Below are 13,015 nucleotides of genomic sequence, written 5' to 3' on the forward strand. Positions count from 1 at the left end.
AGAAAATGGACTTAGGTGAAGTCGTATTCCCATTCTGGCGGTGGGGTCGATAGATAGTCTACTTTCACAAGTATCCTCGTACCAGTCGCCTGACATGCGGATAGCTTCTCTCCGAGAGAAGGGTCATCGCCGTCAACCTTTAAGCTTGCTACTTCCTGTGTGACCGGATTCCATAGCGGCGGAACCCATAGGTTTCCTTTGCAGGCGATCCATGCCGCCTTGTATACGGATGACAGTTGAGCACGAAGGGTGTCCCACCAAGGATCGGATGCTTTTCGGTACATTTTTGAGCAATGCAGATATTCACCCAGTTTACTCGTCTCTTTAACGAGGTGTTCTGTGACAGGGGTATAATAGAACTGATAGATTGGTTCGTCTGGGGAAAATTGCATTTCCAGATACGTTATTCTACTGGGGTCATATACACGTTGAAGGCGATTTTTGGTTTCCACCAACTTATGCACTTTGACCTTCCCTTTAAAATGTGGCCCTAGAGCGAGTGCATACTGTAATTGTCGGGCTTCAACACAGCATCTTAATTCATAGGCCGCGTAGAAGAGTTTTTCTCCTTCCGCCCGCCCAGCGAGCAGCGCCCGAGCGCGCCCCAAATATGCTCGGGCGCTGATTTCGTATTCTGGCCCTGTAGTCATAAAGCGTAATCCCGGGCGCCGAAGATAGCGGTGCCAACACGCACGTCTGTTGCTCCCATCGCTGCGGCCAGCGCATAATCCCCGCTCATGCCCATGGATAGCCGCTCAAGGCCCAATTCTTTTGCAAATTTCTTCAACAGCGCGAAGTGAAGCGAAGGATCGTCGCCCACGGGCGGGATGCACATCAGCCCAACCACATTGAGGCCCAGGGTTTTACATTCGTTATGGAGAGCGCCCAGGTCTTCCTTGAGCACGCCGCTCTTTTGGTCCTCGCGGCCCGTGTTGACCTGAAGGTAAATGGGCAGGCTTTTGCCTTGCTTCTCCATCTCGCGGGCCAGCGCGCGGGCAAGCTTGATACGGTCAACCGACTGAATCACATCAAAAAGCGCAACCGCGTCCGCGGCCTTGTTGGTTTGCAGGCTGCCGATCAGATGCAATATGACGCCGTCATACTCCGGCTTCAGGGTGCCCCAGCGCTCTGCCGCTTCCTGTACCCGGTTTTCACCAAACACCCGGTGGCCTGCATCAAGGGCCGCGCGCACCTTCTCAAGCGGCTGCACTTTCGAGACCGCAATCAGCTCCGGCTGGTTTTCCGGCACATCCGCATGCGCGCACATGCGGGTAATCTCATGGCGGACAGCATCAATATTGGCGGCGATATCGGGAAGCATGATCAGACCTCTGGCAAAGCTGTTTGTCATATTGGGCTTATGCACCCTATGTGCTAGGAAGCGGCTATGGTCAAGCGCGCAGACAAAAAAATCAGGGCCACCAGTTTATCACACCCGCTCTCACGCGCGGGCGGTGGGGCGTGGCTTGTTTTCATCACGGATGCTGCCCGTGTGCCAGACCCTGCCGGTGTGATAGCAAAGCTGCCTGTGGGCAGTATCGTGATCTGTCGGGACTATAAGCACAATGACCGGCTCGGTTTGGCGCTTAAGCTCCGTACCCTGTGCCGCAAGCGGCGGCTGGTGTTTCTTGTGGCGGGGGATGTGGCGCTTGCCCGCCATGTGGGTGCAGACGGTGTGCACCTGCCGGAGCATCTCTTGACCACCCGGCCCAACCTTATGGGATTCTCTTTCATCACTGCTGCTTGCCATGGGCGCACGGCCTTGCGGCGGGCAGCGCGTCTTGGGGTCGATCTGGCGCTTGTATCGCCCGTGTTTGAGACCAGAAGCCATGACGGTGCCGGGGCTTTGGGCTTGCACCGGTTCGCGCGGCTTGTGGCTGATGCGCCGCTGGCTGTGGCGGCCCTTGGCGGTGTGAATGTGCGAAGCGCCAAAAAACTAAGGCCGCTCAATTTGGCGGCCCTTGCAGCAATTGACGGATTGTCGGGGTAATAAGCCTAGAACTTCAGGCGGCCACCAAGGAAGACCATCTGGGATTTTTCACCCGCTTCAGGGTCAAGCATCATGCGGCTACCATAGTCATAGTACCGAACGCCGCCCTTAAGCCCCACATTGTCTGTGAGCCGGTAGCTTGCGCCCAGTTCAACAGAAATGATGTTACGGGCTTCGTTCTCGATGCCGTAAAGGTCCGCACCTTCTTTATATTCGCTGAGCGAGAGGCGCGCGGTCCAGCTTGTGGCCTGATAAGAGAAGCCAACGCCGTACCCGGAGATTTCGCGCTCAAACAGGCTTTCCTGCCGCATCACAGACGCATCAACGTTAAAGCCGGAATACCCGACCGAGAAGCCGAGGTTATAATGCCGCTCTGCCTGATCTGTTGAGCCAAAGCCGTTGGTGGCTGACAGGCCCTGCAAGGAAAGACGGTAATTGCTTTCAAGCGACAACTCAAAGCCGCGATCACTCGGCACACCGTTCGGGTCACCACCGAAGGTGATTCCCATGCGGGAGTTGGCGCCAAAGAGATCCTGCCCGTAGGAGCCGCGCACGGTGCCGTCAGGCGCCAGAAGCGATGAGAAGTCAGGCCGGTCATTCAGGTTGCCAGGCGCGCCGAGCGTGCCAGAGATGCTGGCGCTTCTGTCGCGCAGGTAAAGGAAACCGCTGTCATCCTTGCCGGATGTGTCCCGAAGGCTAAGCTCAAGGTCTTTGATAGCCTCGCCTTTATCGGTTTTGTGATTGCCACGAAGTTTGGCGATCTGTTCCGCCACAAAAAGGTCAAGGCTTTGCATAAAGCCGGTCGCTTCAAAACGAGCTTTATCTTCAGCTGCGGAGGCAACTGAAATGCCGCAAACCATTAGGGCGGCGATGCTATGTTTTAACGCGTACTTCATGACCTGGGGGAGACTCGCTCTCGTAACTTATGCACATGGTATTGAATCTACCCCCCACTATGCAAGATGGCAGGGCAAAAATAGGGCGATCTGTGGCCTCCTTGCCACTATTTCATCAACTTTCTGGCTGGTCAGCAGCCTATAGGGTCGTTATAACCCGCAAGTAAGCCATGATTGTTACACATTTAGTGGGTAACAACATGCGTCGATAAAAACGAATCTACGGGGTGTAGCATGCAGAATTTTGCCCGGACCATGATGGCGCTGACAGTAGCCTTAACGCTTGGTGCCTGTTCCGGATTGTTTGGTGGTGGTGATGACGATGGCCGTGGCCTCGCTCCCCGCACAACAGCGATTGGTGTAAATGGATACCTGTGGCAAGCAACGCTTGATACGCTTTCCTTCATGCCGTTCGACCAGATTGAGCCGTCAGGCGGTGTGATTGTTACCGATTGGCATTCAACGGCCACGGCACCAAATGAGCGTGTGAAGGTAACGGTTCAGTTCCTCTCGGAAGACCTGCGCTCTGACGCGGTTCGGGTTTCTGTTGTCCGTCAGGAGCGGGAAGAAGGTGGCGCTTGGCTCTCTGTTCCCGTGCAGGCATCAACAACCCTGCAGGTTGAAGAAGCCATTCTGGCGCGCGCCCGTCAGCTTCGGGTTGAGGCGCGCCGCTAAGGCCTTTTGCCTCGGCTTCGGCGCGAGGTAAAAGCCGGTAAGAGTTCCATATGCGCCGGGCATCTGCCCGGCTGTTTCAGTTTAAAATTCGCCGCATCCATACGGCCAGTAGACCGAGATCGAACATGTCGCGCTATAACGCTAAGGCAACCGAAGCCAAATGGCAGAAGATTTGGACCGACGCCAAAACTTTCCAGACCGATAGCAAATCAGACAAGCCAAAATATTATGTGCTGGAGATGTTCCCCTACCCAAGCGGGCGTATCCACATGGGGCATGTGCGCAACTATACGCTTGGTGACGTGGTGGCCCGGTTCCGCCGTGCAAACGGCTATGAGGTGCTGCACCCCATGGGGTGGGACGCTTTTGGCATGCCAGCAGAGAATGCGGCGATGGAGCGCAAGGTTCACCCGGCAGACTGGACCTACGACAATATCGCCAACATGCGCGACCAGCTCAAGCAGGTTGGTTTTGCCATTGATTGGGACCGTGAGATCGCGACCTGCGACCCTGCCTACTATGGCAAAGAACAGCAGATCTTTATCGACTTTTTCAAGGCTGGCCTTGTTTACCGCAAGGAAAGTTGGGTCAACTGGGACCCGGTTGATAACACAGTGCTCGCGAACGAGCAGGTGATCGACGGCAAGGGCTGGCGCTCGGGCGCAACCGTTGAACGCCGCAAACTGAGCCAGTGGTTCCTCAAGATCACCGATTTTGCCGAAGAGCTGCTTGATGGCCTCAAGACCCTTGAGCGCTGGCCCGATAAAGTGCGCCTGATGCAGGAAAACTGGATCGGTCGTTCCGAAGGTCTCAAGTTCAATTTTGAGATCACCGAGACGGACGAAAAACTGCCGGTTTACACCACGCGGCCCGACACACTTTTTGGTGCAAGCTTCTGCGCTATTGCGGCTGACCACCCGCTTGCCGCCAAGCTCGCGGAAGAAAACGCAGAGCTGAAAGCCTTCTGTGAAGAATGCCGCAAAACGGGCACCACGGAAGAAGCGATCGAGAAAGCCGAGAAAAAAGGCTTCAACACTGGCCTCACGGTTAAACACCCCTTTGATGAAAACTGGCACCTGCCGGTTTATGTGGCCAACTTTGTGCTGATGGATTACGGCACGGGCGCGATTTTCGCCTGCCCGGCGGGTGACCAGCGTGATTTTGACTTCGCGCGCAAATATGACCTGCCGATCATCCCTGTCGTGTTGCCGGAGGGCGAAGACGCCGCAAGCTATAACCTCGGTGATGAGCCCTACACAGGCCCCGGCACCATGATCAACAGCCGCTTCCTCGACGGCATGGACACCATGGCCGCAAAAGCCGCGCTCATTGACCGTGCGGAGGCCGAAGGCTGGGGCGAGCGCACGGTTAACTTCCGCCTGCGCGACTGGGGCGTTTCCCGCCAGCGTTACTGGGGTACACCAATCCCCTTTGTGCACTGTGATGATTGTGGTGTGGTGCCGGTACCTGCTGAGCAGCTGCCCGTCACGCTGCCGGAGGATGTCTCGTTCGACAAGCCGGGCAACCCGCTTGAGCATCACCCCACCTGGAAACACACCAATTGCCCGAGTTGCGGCAAAAAGGCCGTGCGCGAAACCGACACGATGGACACATTTGTCGATTCGTCATGGTATTTCCTGCGCTTCTGCACACCAGATGCGGATGCGCCGTTTGAAAGCGATGTGGTGAACGAATGGCTGCCGGTTAAACAATATATCGGCGGTGTTGAACACGCGATTTTGCACCTGCTGTACGCACGTTTCTTCACGCGTGCGCTCAAACATGTGGGCCGCACCAATGTGACCGAGCCGTTTGAAGGGCTGTTCACACAAGGCATGGTCAACCATGTGACCTATAAGGACAGCGACGACGAGTGGGTGTTCCCTGAACTTGTTCGTGCCCGCGATGATGGCTCGCTCTACCGGTCCGATAACGGCCTTGAGGTGACCGAAGGCCGGGTTGAGAAAATGTCCAAGTCCAAACGCAACGTGGTGGACCCGGATGATATTATCGACCAGTACGGTGCGGACACCGCGCGCTGGTTTGTGCTTTCCGACAGCCCGCCCGAGCGGGACCTGTTGTGGACAGAAGCTGGTATTGAAGGTGCGTGGCGCTTTGCACAGCGTGTGTTCCGGCTTGTTGATACACCGCCTGCGCCTGTTGGGGCGTATGGTGCGGCTATTCCTGAAAAGCTGTCAGCCACAGCGCAGGCGCTTCGGAAAGCAACCCATAAGTCTATCGAGGGCGTAACAGCCGATATTGAAAACCTGCATTTCAACAAAGCTGTGGCGCGCCTTTATGAATTTGCGAACGCCATTGGCGGCAAATGCACCGGTGACGGCGCGGGCGAGGTGCTTCGCGAAGCGCTTGAAGCTTTGGTGCTGCTTGTTGCGCCGATGATGCCGCACCTCGCGGAAGAGCTCTGGAAAAAGCTCGGCCACAAGGAACTGGTTGCCAATACACCGTGGCCGAAGGCTGTCAAGGCCCTGACCGTAGACGACACGGTGAAAATGGCGGTGCAGGTAAATGGCAAGGTGCGCGATACCATTGAGGTGGCGAAGGATATGCCGAAGGACGAGGTTGAGAAGGTCGCCCTCGCCTCCGACGCCATCAAACGTTTCACGGAGGAAGGCACAATCCGCAAGGTTATCGTTGTGCCGGGCCGCATCGTCAATATTGTGGTGAACTGATATGAAACACGCATTTGTCATCGCCAGCCTTCTCCTCCTCAGCGCTTGCGGGTTCCGCCCGCTTTATGAGGCTGGTGGCTCGGCAGATGCGATGCGTGATCATCTCTCTGGCATTGAGGTGGCGCCAATTGCCGACCGTCTTGGCCAGCAGATGCGCAACCGGCTTCTTGACCGGCTCGGCAGCGAAGGCACGCCCGAGTACCGGCTTGAGATAACGCTTGAGCAAGCAAGTGAGGGTTACGGCATCCGCCCCGACGCGGCGGCCACGCAGGAACAGCTTACGGTTATCGCGCATGTGAAGCTCGTCAACCTGAACGGTGAAGAGCTGGTGTTTGAAGAAGACATGCGGTCGGTCACCTCCTATGACCTTGTGCTGTCTGACTATGCGATCCTGAGCCGCCGCGAAGACAGCGCGCGCCGCCTTGTGCTTGAACTGGCGGAGCGTATCCATCGCCGCCTTGCCCTTTATTTCACCAAGGCCAAAGAAACGCCGTGAAAGCCAAACCCCGCGACATTCCCGCCATCCTGAAGGCCGTTGACCCGAATATGCGGGCGGTTCTGGTGTTTGGTCGCGATGACGGGTTGGTGCGTGAGCGTGCCGAGAAAATCGGCAAACAGATCGCGCCAGACCTTTCCGATCCATTTCAGGTAGCACGCCCCGGCGCGAGCGAGATCAAGGAAAGCCCGTCCATCCTGCTTGATGAAGTGGCTGCGCTTTCCATGATGGGGGGCAGGCGGCTTGTGCGCCTTGAAGGCGCAGGCAATGAGGCGACCGAGGCGGTGAAGCTTGTGCTTGATAGCACACAGGGCGACGGCCTTCTGGTGATTACTGCCGGTGACCTCAAGCCAACTTCGAGCCTCAGGAAACTGTTGGAAGGCGCAAAAAATGCTGTCGCCATCGCCTGTTATGAAGACAGCGCGCAAGACCTGATGGGCCTCGTGCAGCAGGTGCTTTCAGCGGCGGGGCTGAGTGCCACACAGGATGCAGTAACCTATCTCGTCGACAACCTCGGTGGGGACCGTATGATCTCCCGCAGTGAGCTGGACAAGCTTGTGCTCTATAAGGGTGCGGGCGGCGGCCAGGTCACGATAGAGGATGCCAAGGCCTGTGTGGGCGATACGGCAGCACTTGGCCTTAACCAGATCGCGGAAGCGGTGACCGCAGGCAACCTGAAACAGCTTGAGCGTTTCCTTGAACGGGCCTGGACGGCCGGTGAAAGCGCCATTGCCATCATTCGCACGTTGCAGAACCGCCTGATGCGCATTCATCTGGCGCGCGGGTTCATGGATCAGGGTATGAACGCAAGCGAGGCCGTGGGCAAGCTGCGCCCGCCGGTGTTTTTTGGCGAGCGGGATAAATTTATGGGCGAGGTGAGCCGCTGGTCATCCCGCAAGGTGGAAACCGCGCTTGATATTCTGCTTGAGGCCGAGCTTGAGTGCAAAACCACCGGCAACCCGGCGGATGTGATCTGTGCGCGTGCGCTGCTCAGGCTCGCGAAAGCCGCGAGGTAAGTCATGCGCATCGGGTTTTTTGGTGATAGTTTTGTGGCTGGCATTGGTGACCCTTCCGGCAAAGGCTGGGTGGGGCGTTTGGCTGAAAGCCATGGTTTTACCGCCATCAACCGCGGTGTGGGCGGTGATACAAGCACGGATGTGCTCAAGCGCTGGCGCGCTGAGGCAGAGGCAGAAGAGCCCGAGCGGCTGGTGTTCTCATTCGGTGCGAACGACTGTTTGCTGACAGAGCGCAAACGCATCACCGTGGGGCAGGTGGACCGGCTTAAAAACGCGAAGGCGATCATGATGGCGGCACGCGCCCGCTGGCCGGTTCTTTTCATCAGCCCGCTCCCCATCGCAGACGACGCTGCCGCCACCAACCGCATTGGGGAGATGGCGCGCCAGCTTGCTACTGTGGCGCAGATCAACGGCGCTGCTTATGTGAATGTCTTTGATGCTGTGAATACGAGTGACGTATGGCGACAGGAAGCGCTGGCAGCGGACGGCGCTCACCCGGCGGCGGGCGGCTATAGCCTTGTGGCAGATCTGGTTAAAAACCACCCCGTGTGGCAGGCGTGGTTCCAGGGATAGAGGCCGGACGCGTTAGCCCATATTTTGGTTTTTATGCAGGTTTCGGTAGGCTGTGGGCGATAGGCCAAAACGCTTTTCAAACACCTGTATCAGGCGCGGGGCGGTGCCAAAACCGGCTTCTGCGGCCACGGTTTTCAAAGGTTCTGACGTTTCTTCCAGCATTAGGCGTGCCGCATCAAGGCGGAGCCGCTCCAGATATTTGGCGGGTGTGCTGTTGGTCTCCGCCACAAAACGCCGGTGAAAGCTGCGTTCGCTCATGCCCACATGGTCTGCGGCCCCGGTTACCGTGACCGTGCTTTTCATATTATCCACCATCCAGCCGATGGCCTTGGCAACGGGGGCACTGCCTCGGCTCTGGCCACGTAGCAGTGTGCTGAACTGGCTTTGGTATCCCGGCCTGCGAGCATAAACCACCAGCCGCCGCGCAATCGTCATGGCAAGCTCGCGGCCGTGGTCGCGTTCCACCATGGCGAGGCTCATGTCGATGCCTGCCGTTACCCCGGCTGAGGTCCAGTAGGGTCCGTCCTCCACATAAATGGCATCGGCGTCCACGCTCACGCCGGGATAAAGCCGGGCAAGCGTGTTCGCTGATTGCCAGTGGGTGGAGGCGCGCCGCCCCTTCAGTAGCCCGGCTGCCGCAAGGATGAAGGTGCCGCTGCACACGCTTGCGACCCGGCGCGCATCCTCTGCCGCGCGCTTCACCCAGTCAATGAGCTCGTCGTCCATTACGGCTGCGCGGGTGCCGTGCCCGCCTGCCACCATCAGGGTATCCGCGACCCCTTCGGGTTCCAGCGCCGAAAGGGCGGTTGTTTCAAGCGCGATGCCTGCGCTTGTGGCGGTGCGCTGCCCGGCTGAGCTGACGAGGGTGATTTTATAAGCCTCCCGCTCAAGTGCTTCGTTGGCGGATGCAAAAACCTGCGCGGGGCCCGTGATGTCCAGCACCTGTGCGCCGTCGAAGGTCAGCAAAATCAGCTTGTGGGGTGTGTTTATGGTCATCCGTGCACTCAATTTGGCAGTAATTAATAATAATATGTCATATCTGCCAACCCTTCACAAGGATATGGTGCAAGGAAAGGGGCCTAGGAAGGCCCCGCCGAGCACGACACCGGAGAAAAAGGATACCCCAATGAGCATTAAGTTTGGCTTCTACCTGTTTCCGCAACTGACCCAGCTTGATTTTGCTGGCCCGTTTGAGGTTTTCTCCCATGTGCCCGGCGGGGAAGTGCACCTTGTCGCCAAAACACTCGAGCCGGTGGCGGCGGATACTGGCCTCAAGCTCACCCCGACCACCACATTTGAGGAGTGCCCCCAGCTTGACGTGCTGTGTGTGCCCGGTGGGCCTTATGTTGACTATCTGTTTGATGATCAGCCAACGCTTGAGTTCCTGCGCCGCCAGGCTGCGGGTGCACGCTATGTTACAAGCGTATGCACTGGTTCGCTGATCCTTGGTGCGGCGGGGCTTCTGAAGGGTTACAAAGCCACCACACACTGGACATCCGTTGACATGTTGGCGGATTTTGGCGCCATACCATGCACAGACCGTGTGGTGATCGATAGGGACCGGGCCACCGGCGGCGGCGTAACAGCAGGCATTGATTTTGCGCTGACATTGACGGCGGAACTGGTGGGCGAGCGTGTCGCCAAAATGATCCAGTTGGCAACGGAATATAACCCGGCGCCGCCTTTTGAAAGTGGTCACCCCAGCGTGGCGGAGGAAGAGATTGTTGGCGCTGTCAGTATGCTGATGTCAGAGCGGCTGGAGCGCCGCCGGGCGCAGGCTGCCAAACATCGTGAGCTGGCATAGATTATGAGACTGGCGCCGGGCGCTAGCTGCCCGGTGTGCACTTATGGGTTGAATATGACGTGAGCTTGAAGTAAAGGAGGGCCGAGGGGCGCTAGAGTAATGTAGTTTTGTACTGGAGTCCCGTGTTGAGTATTGCCCGTAGTGCTGTTTTCCTGCTTCTTTTTGCCTTGAGTTTTGCTACCCAAGCGCTTGAAAATAATGCCGAAAATACAACCTACCCTACCCTTCGTGTGTTCACGAATACGCACCCGCCCTACAGTTATGTTGATCATCGCGGCAAGCCGGTGGGCATTGCGACTGATCGGGTACGTGCGTTTCTTGACCGCGCAGGCGTGCCTTATGAAATCACCGTCGTGGGGTGGAAGCGCGCACTGCAATCAACGAGCCTTGAGAAAAACACGCTTATATACTCCCTGAACCGTATCCCTGAGCGCGAAAACCAGTTTCACTGGATCATGCCACTCAATGTGAAGAAGCTCTCGATCTATATTCGCAATGATGACCTCGCCCCGCAGGACATCCCCAGCCTCGTGCGGGGTGGGTACCGTGCGGTGTGCAATATGGGCTCCAGCCAGTGTGAATTTTTCGAGAAACTTAAAATGCCTGAGCGCTCAGTAATGGCGGTGCCAGCCCTGCCGGTTGGTGGGCAGATCAACCTGTTACTTGGCGGCCGGGCAGACCTGATGCTTGCGGATAAGGCTGTGGTGGCCTGGTACATCGGTCAGGGCAGTGTTGGCGCGGATGCGCTCAAGTCGCTCGGCGAGATAGATGTCGATGTGCTTGACTATCTGGCGGCGGGTAGAAACATGGACGACAGGCTTCTTGATGCGCTTCTCAGCGCGGCGCAAGACAAAGAACCCCCTTTAGAAACGAAAACCGACTGACGGGTCACCCCGACAGCCGGCCTGCATTTCGGAAATTTACTGCCTGATCAGTTAAGGCTGATCGGGGCAGGGTCTTCGCCACTTGCCGCGTTAGCTTGCGCTTCCCCGGCTTGTTGCGCTTCCTGAGCCTGTTGAGCCCGGAAAAGCGCTTCGAAGTTGATCGGTTCCAGAAGAAGGGGCGGGAAGCCACCGTCACGGCTTGCGTCCGCAATAATGCGGCGTGCAAACGGGAACATCATCATTGGCGCTTGAACCAGAAGGAAAGCCCGCAGAGCTTCTTCTGGAACGTTGCGGATACCGTAGAGGGAGCCATAAGCAAGCTCAGCCACAAAAGCCACCTGTTCGCCACCGTCCTGGGTTGGTGCAGTTGCTTTAGCGGAGATTTTGAGCTCAACCTCATAAACTTCGTCGTTCATTTTGCGAACGCCAACATTGACGTTTACGTCAATTGCAGGCTTCGCGCCCTGAAGCGCCTGAAGGCTTGCTGGCGCGTTTGGGTTCTCGAACGAAAGATCTTTTACATATTGTGCAATGACGCCGGCTTGTGGGCCTTCGGCACCTTCTGGTGCTGGGCCGCCTACTGGCGTTTGGTCGTTACCAAATTCATTTTCAGCCATTTTTTCACTCTTTTAATTGTCTGCCACCCCCCCAAACCACCTGGGTTGGCGAATCTGGGGCAAACGGCTAGCACGGTTTCCGGGATTGAACAATAAACAAATGCGCCGGAGATGGCGGATTTCCTAATTTTCAGGCTTGTTTGTGTCCCTTTTTTCATCCTCAAGGGATTTCACATACTCATAGGGGCGATCGTCTCGGCTTTCAGCCTGCCAAAACTCCCCCTCAATGATGATATTGCTGCGCTTGAGGCTGTCGGAGCGGTGTTTGCTGAGCCAACCCACAATACCGCGCCCGAGAAACAGCCTGAGCGGCGGGATCAGCAGCAAGGCACCAACGATATCGGTCATAAAACCGGGGATCAGCAGGAATAGGCCTGCAATGGCAAGGAACACACCATGCACGAGGCTTGTGCCCACGCGGGCACCTTCAATATTCCGGAGGGTTGAAATACCCTGTTGGCGTACAATCGAAAGGCCGATCGCTGCCGTCAAAAAACATAAGGCGATGGTGGGAAGTGCGCCGATCTCACCGCCAATGTCGATAAGGATCGACAATTCCACCACCGGAATCGCCAAAAATAACAATAATATGAGTAAGGGCATTCCTTGTTCTTTCTTTCAAATCCTCCTATCTATAAGGGCATGTTGGTCCGCCGGTTCAATAGCTGCGTACCAAGACTTGTAATTTTTAAAGATGATCGGGCATAAACCTAACCATGTTGGATATCATTCTTCTTGCAATGCTGGCGGCCTTCATTCTGTTGAGGCTGCGGTCTGAACTGGGCAAAAAAACCGGTAATGAACCGTTGCCGCCTGCTGCACCGCGTCCCTCTTCCCGAGGCGGGGACCGCACGACGGTGGATGCGGACTATGAAGATGTGTCCGCCCGCAATGACACGGTCATCGACATGGAAGAAGATCCCGCGCTTCGGAAAGCCTATCAGGATATCCGCCGGGCGGATTCTTCCTTTGATGTGCCCACATTTGTGGGCGGTGCCCGCGCGGCGTATGAAATGATCCTTGAGGCCTTCTGGTCTGGTGACAAGGAAACCCTGCGCAATTTCCTTGATGACAGCGTTTATAACCAGTTCACGGCCGCGATTGATGCGCGCGAACAAAACGGCTACCGGCTTGAGAACAGGCTGGTGGATATCGCAGAAGCTGAGGTTGCGGACGCGAAGCTTGAGGGCCGCACGGCGGAACTTGTTGTGCGCTTCAAAGCAGAGATTATCGCCGTGACAAAGGATAGCGACGGCAACCTTATTGAAGGCAACCTTTCTGAAGCTGTTGAAGTGAACGACCGCTGGACCTTCTCACGCGATACAAAGTCGCGCGACCCGAACTGGCTTCTTGTGGCAACCCGCGCGGGCTAAG

The 13,015-nt window shown here is 56.8% G+C and carries 15 protein-coding genes; 9 read left to right on the forward strand and 6 right to left on the reverse strand.

The genetic code is table 11. The features are described 5' to 3' along the window. Positions 1 to 11: 11 nt before the first annotated feature. Both ACN0XZ_RS03790 and ACN0XZ_RS03795 read right to left on the reverse strand, forming a co-directional pair. Positions 12 to 650, reverse strand: coding sequence for a hypothetical protein (locus ACN0XZ_RS03790; protein WP_417456379.1), 639 nt, complete (start codon positions 648 to 650; stop codon positions 12 to 14). Then, on the reverse strand, positions 647 to 1,321 hold the full coding sequence (locus ACN0XZ_RS03795; protein WP_417456380.1) for a YggS family pyridoxal phosphate-dependent enzyme: 675 nt from the start codon (positions 1,319 to 1,321) through the stop codon (positions 647 to 649). The genes ACN0XZ_RS03790 and ACN0XZ_RS03795 overlap by 4 nt, the downstream gene beginning before the upstream one ends. A 66-nt stretch (positions 1,322 to 1,387) precedes the next feature. Between ACN0XZ_RS03795 and ACN0XZ_RS03800 the strand changes: the two genes are divergently transcribed. Beyond that, positions 1,388 to 1,990, forward strand: coding sequence for a thiamine phosphate synthase (locus tag ACN0XZ_RS03800; RefSeq protein WP_417456381.1), 603 nt, complete (start codon positions 1,388 to 1,390; stop codon positions 1,988 to 1,990). Between the two features lie 5 nt (positions 1,991 to 1,995). Here ACN0XZ_RS03800 and ACN0XZ_RS03805 read toward each other — a convergent pair whose 3' ends face one another. Beyond that, positions 1,996 to 2,886: a porin gene (locus ACN0XZ_RS03805; RefSeq protein ID WP_417456382.1), complete on the reverse strand. Its 891-nt coding sequence runs from the start codon at positions 2,884 to 2,886 to the stop codon at positions 1,996 to 1,998. A 234-nt stretch (positions 2,887 to 3,120) separates the two neighbouring features. Between ACN0XZ_RS03805 and ACN0XZ_RS03810 the strand changes: the two genes are divergently transcribed. From ACN0XZ_RS03810 to ACN0XZ_RS03830, 5 genes are all read left to right on the forward strand, one after another. Further along, positions 3,121 to 3,561 (forward strand): DUF3576 domain-containing protein, encoded by a 441-nt coding sequence (locus ACN0XZ_RS03810; RefSeq protein ID WP_417456383.1) that lies wholly within the window; start codon positions 3,121 to 3,123, stop codon positions 3,559 to 3,561. Positions 3,562 to 3,686: 125 nt separating this feature from the next. After that, positions 3,687 to 6,251 (forward strand): leucine--tRNA ligase, encoded by a 2,565-nt coding sequence (gene leuS / locus ACN0XZ_RS03815; RefSeq protein ID WP_417456649.1) that lies wholly within the window; start codon positions 3,687 to 3,689, stop codon positions 6,249 to 6,251. A 1-nt stretch (position 6,252) separates the two neighbouring features. Next, positions 6,253 to 6,747: an LPS assembly lipoprotein LptE gene (gene lptE, locus ACN0XZ_RS03820; protein WP_417456384.1), complete on the forward strand. Its 495-nt coding sequence runs from the start codon at positions 6,253 to 6,255 to the stop codon at positions 6,745 to 6,747. Beyond that, positions 6,744 to 7,763 (forward strand): DNA polymerase III subunit delta, encoded by a 1,020-nt coding sequence (holA, locus tag ACN0XZ_RS03825; RefSeq protein ID WP_417456385.1) that lies wholly within the window; start codon positions 6,744 to 6,746, stop codon positions 7,761 to 7,763. Before lptE ends, holA begins: the two co-directional genes overlap by 4 nt. Before the next feature lie 3 nt (positions 7,764 to 7,766). Further along, entirely contained in the window at positions 7,767 to 8,336 is a 570-nt protein-coding gene (locus tag ACN0XZ_RS03830; RefSeq protein WP_417456386.1) for a GDSL-type esterase/lipase family protein, read from the forward strand. A gap of 12 nt (positions 8,337 to 8,348) precedes the next feature. On the opposite strand, the gene ACN0XZ_RS03835 is transcribed toward ACN0XZ_RS03830, so the two are convergent. Beyond that, positions 8,349 to 9,332, reverse strand: a complete 984-nt coding sequence (locus ACN0XZ_RS03835; protein ID WP_417456387.1) for a GlxA family transcriptional regulator — start codon at positions 9,330 to 9,332, stop codon at positions 8,349 to 8,351. 130 nt (positions 9,333 to 9,462) lie between these two features. On the opposite strand from ACN0XZ_RS03835, the gene ACN0XZ_RS03840 reads away from it, so the two are divergent. Both ACN0XZ_RS03840 and ACN0XZ_RS03845 read left to right on the forward strand, forming a co-directional pair. Next, positions 9,463 to 10,140, forward strand: a complete 678-nt coding sequence (locus tag ACN0XZ_RS03840) for a DJ-1/PfpI family protein (RefSeq protein WP_417456388.1) — start codon at positions 9,463 to 9,465, stop codon at positions 10,138 to 10,140. A gap of 125 nt (positions 10,141 to 10,265) precedes the next feature. After that, on the forward strand, positions 10,266 to 11,024 hold the full coding sequence (locus tag ACN0XZ_RS03845) for a substrate-binding periplasmic protein (RefSeq protein WP_417456389.1): 759 nt from the start codon (positions 10,266 to 10,268) through the stop codon (positions 11,022 to 11,024). Positions 11,025 to 11,071: 47 nt separating this feature from the next. Here ACN0XZ_RS03845 and secB read toward each other — a convergent pair whose 3' ends face one another. After that, entirely contained in the window at positions 11,072 to 11,641 is a 570-nt protein-coding gene (gene secB / locus ACN0XZ_RS03850) for a protein-export chaperone SecB (protein ID WP_417456390.1), read from the reverse strand. A 123-nt stretch (positions 11,642 to 11,764) separates the two neighbouring features. After that, the gene (locus ACN0XZ_RS03855; RefSeq protein ID WP_417456391.1) at positions 11,765 to 12,205 is read right to left on the reverse strand and encodes an FxsA family protein; all 441 of its coding nucleotides are present in this window, start codon (positions 12,203 to 12,205) and stop codon (positions 11,765 to 11,767) included. Positions 12,206 to 12,357: 152 nt separating this feature from the next. Between ACN0XZ_RS03855 and ACN0XZ_RS03860 the strand changes: the two genes are divergently transcribed. Continuing rightward, entirely contained in the window at positions 12,358 to 13,014 is a 657-nt protein-coding gene (locus ACN0XZ_RS03860) for a Tim44/TimA family putative adaptor protein (protein ID WP_417456392.1), read from the forward strand. The last annotated feature ends 1 nt before the right edge of the window (position 13,015 follow it).

It is taken from the genome of Kordiimonas sp. (assembly GCF_048264555.1).
Classification (GTDB): Bacteria; Pseudomonadota; Alphaproteobacteria; order Sphingomonadales; family Kordiimonadaceae; genus Kordiimonas.

Coding starts and splice junctions, on each gene's coding strand:
- ACN0XZ_RS03790 (WP_417456379.1), bottom strand. CDS start 650: ATGACTACAGGGCCAGAATACGAAATCAGCGCCCGAGCATATTTGGGG.
- ACN0XZ_RS03860 (WP_417456392.1), top strand. CDS start 12,358: ATGTTGGATATCATTCTTCTTGCAATGCTGGCGGCCTTCATTCTGTTG.
- ACN0XZ_RS03830 (WP_417456386.1), top strand. CDS start 7,767: ATGCGCATCGGGTTTTTTGGTGATAGTTTTGTGGCTGGCATTGGTGAC.
- leuS (WP_417456649.1), top strand. CDS start 3,687: ATGTCGCGCTATAACGCTAAGGCAACCGAAGCCAAATGGCAGAAGATT.
- lptE (WP_417456384.1), top strand. CDS start 6,253: ATGAAACACGCATTTGTCATCGCCAGCCTTCTCCTCCTCAGCGCTTGC.
- ACN0XZ_RS03805 (WP_417456382.1), bottom strand. CDS start 2,886: ATGAAGTACGCGTTAAAACATAGCATCGCCGCCCTAATGGTTTGCGGC.
- ACN0XZ_RS03835 (WP_417456387.1), bottom strand. CDS start 9,332: ATGACCATAAACACACCCCACAAGCTGATTTTGCTGACCTTCGACGGC.
- ACN0XZ_RS03840 (WP_417456388.1), top strand. CDS start 9,463: ATGAGCATTAAGTTTGGCTTCTACCTGTTTCCGCAACTGACCCAGCTT.
- ACN0XZ_RS03795 (WP_417456380.1), bottom strand. CDS start 1,321: ATGCTTCCCGATATCGCCGCCAATATTGATGCTGTCCGCCATGAGATT.
- ACN0XZ_RS03810 (WP_417456383.1), top strand. CDS start 3,121: ATGCAGAATTTTGCCCGGACCATGATGGCGCTGACAGTAGCCTTAACG.
- ACN0XZ_RS03800 (WP_417456381.1), top strand. CDS start 1,388: ATGGTCAAGCGCGCAGACAAAAAAATCAGGGCCACCAGTTTATCACAC.
- secB (WP_417456390.1), bottom strand. CDS start 11,641: ATGGCTGAAAATGAATTTGGTAACGACCAAACGCCAGTAGGCGGCCCA.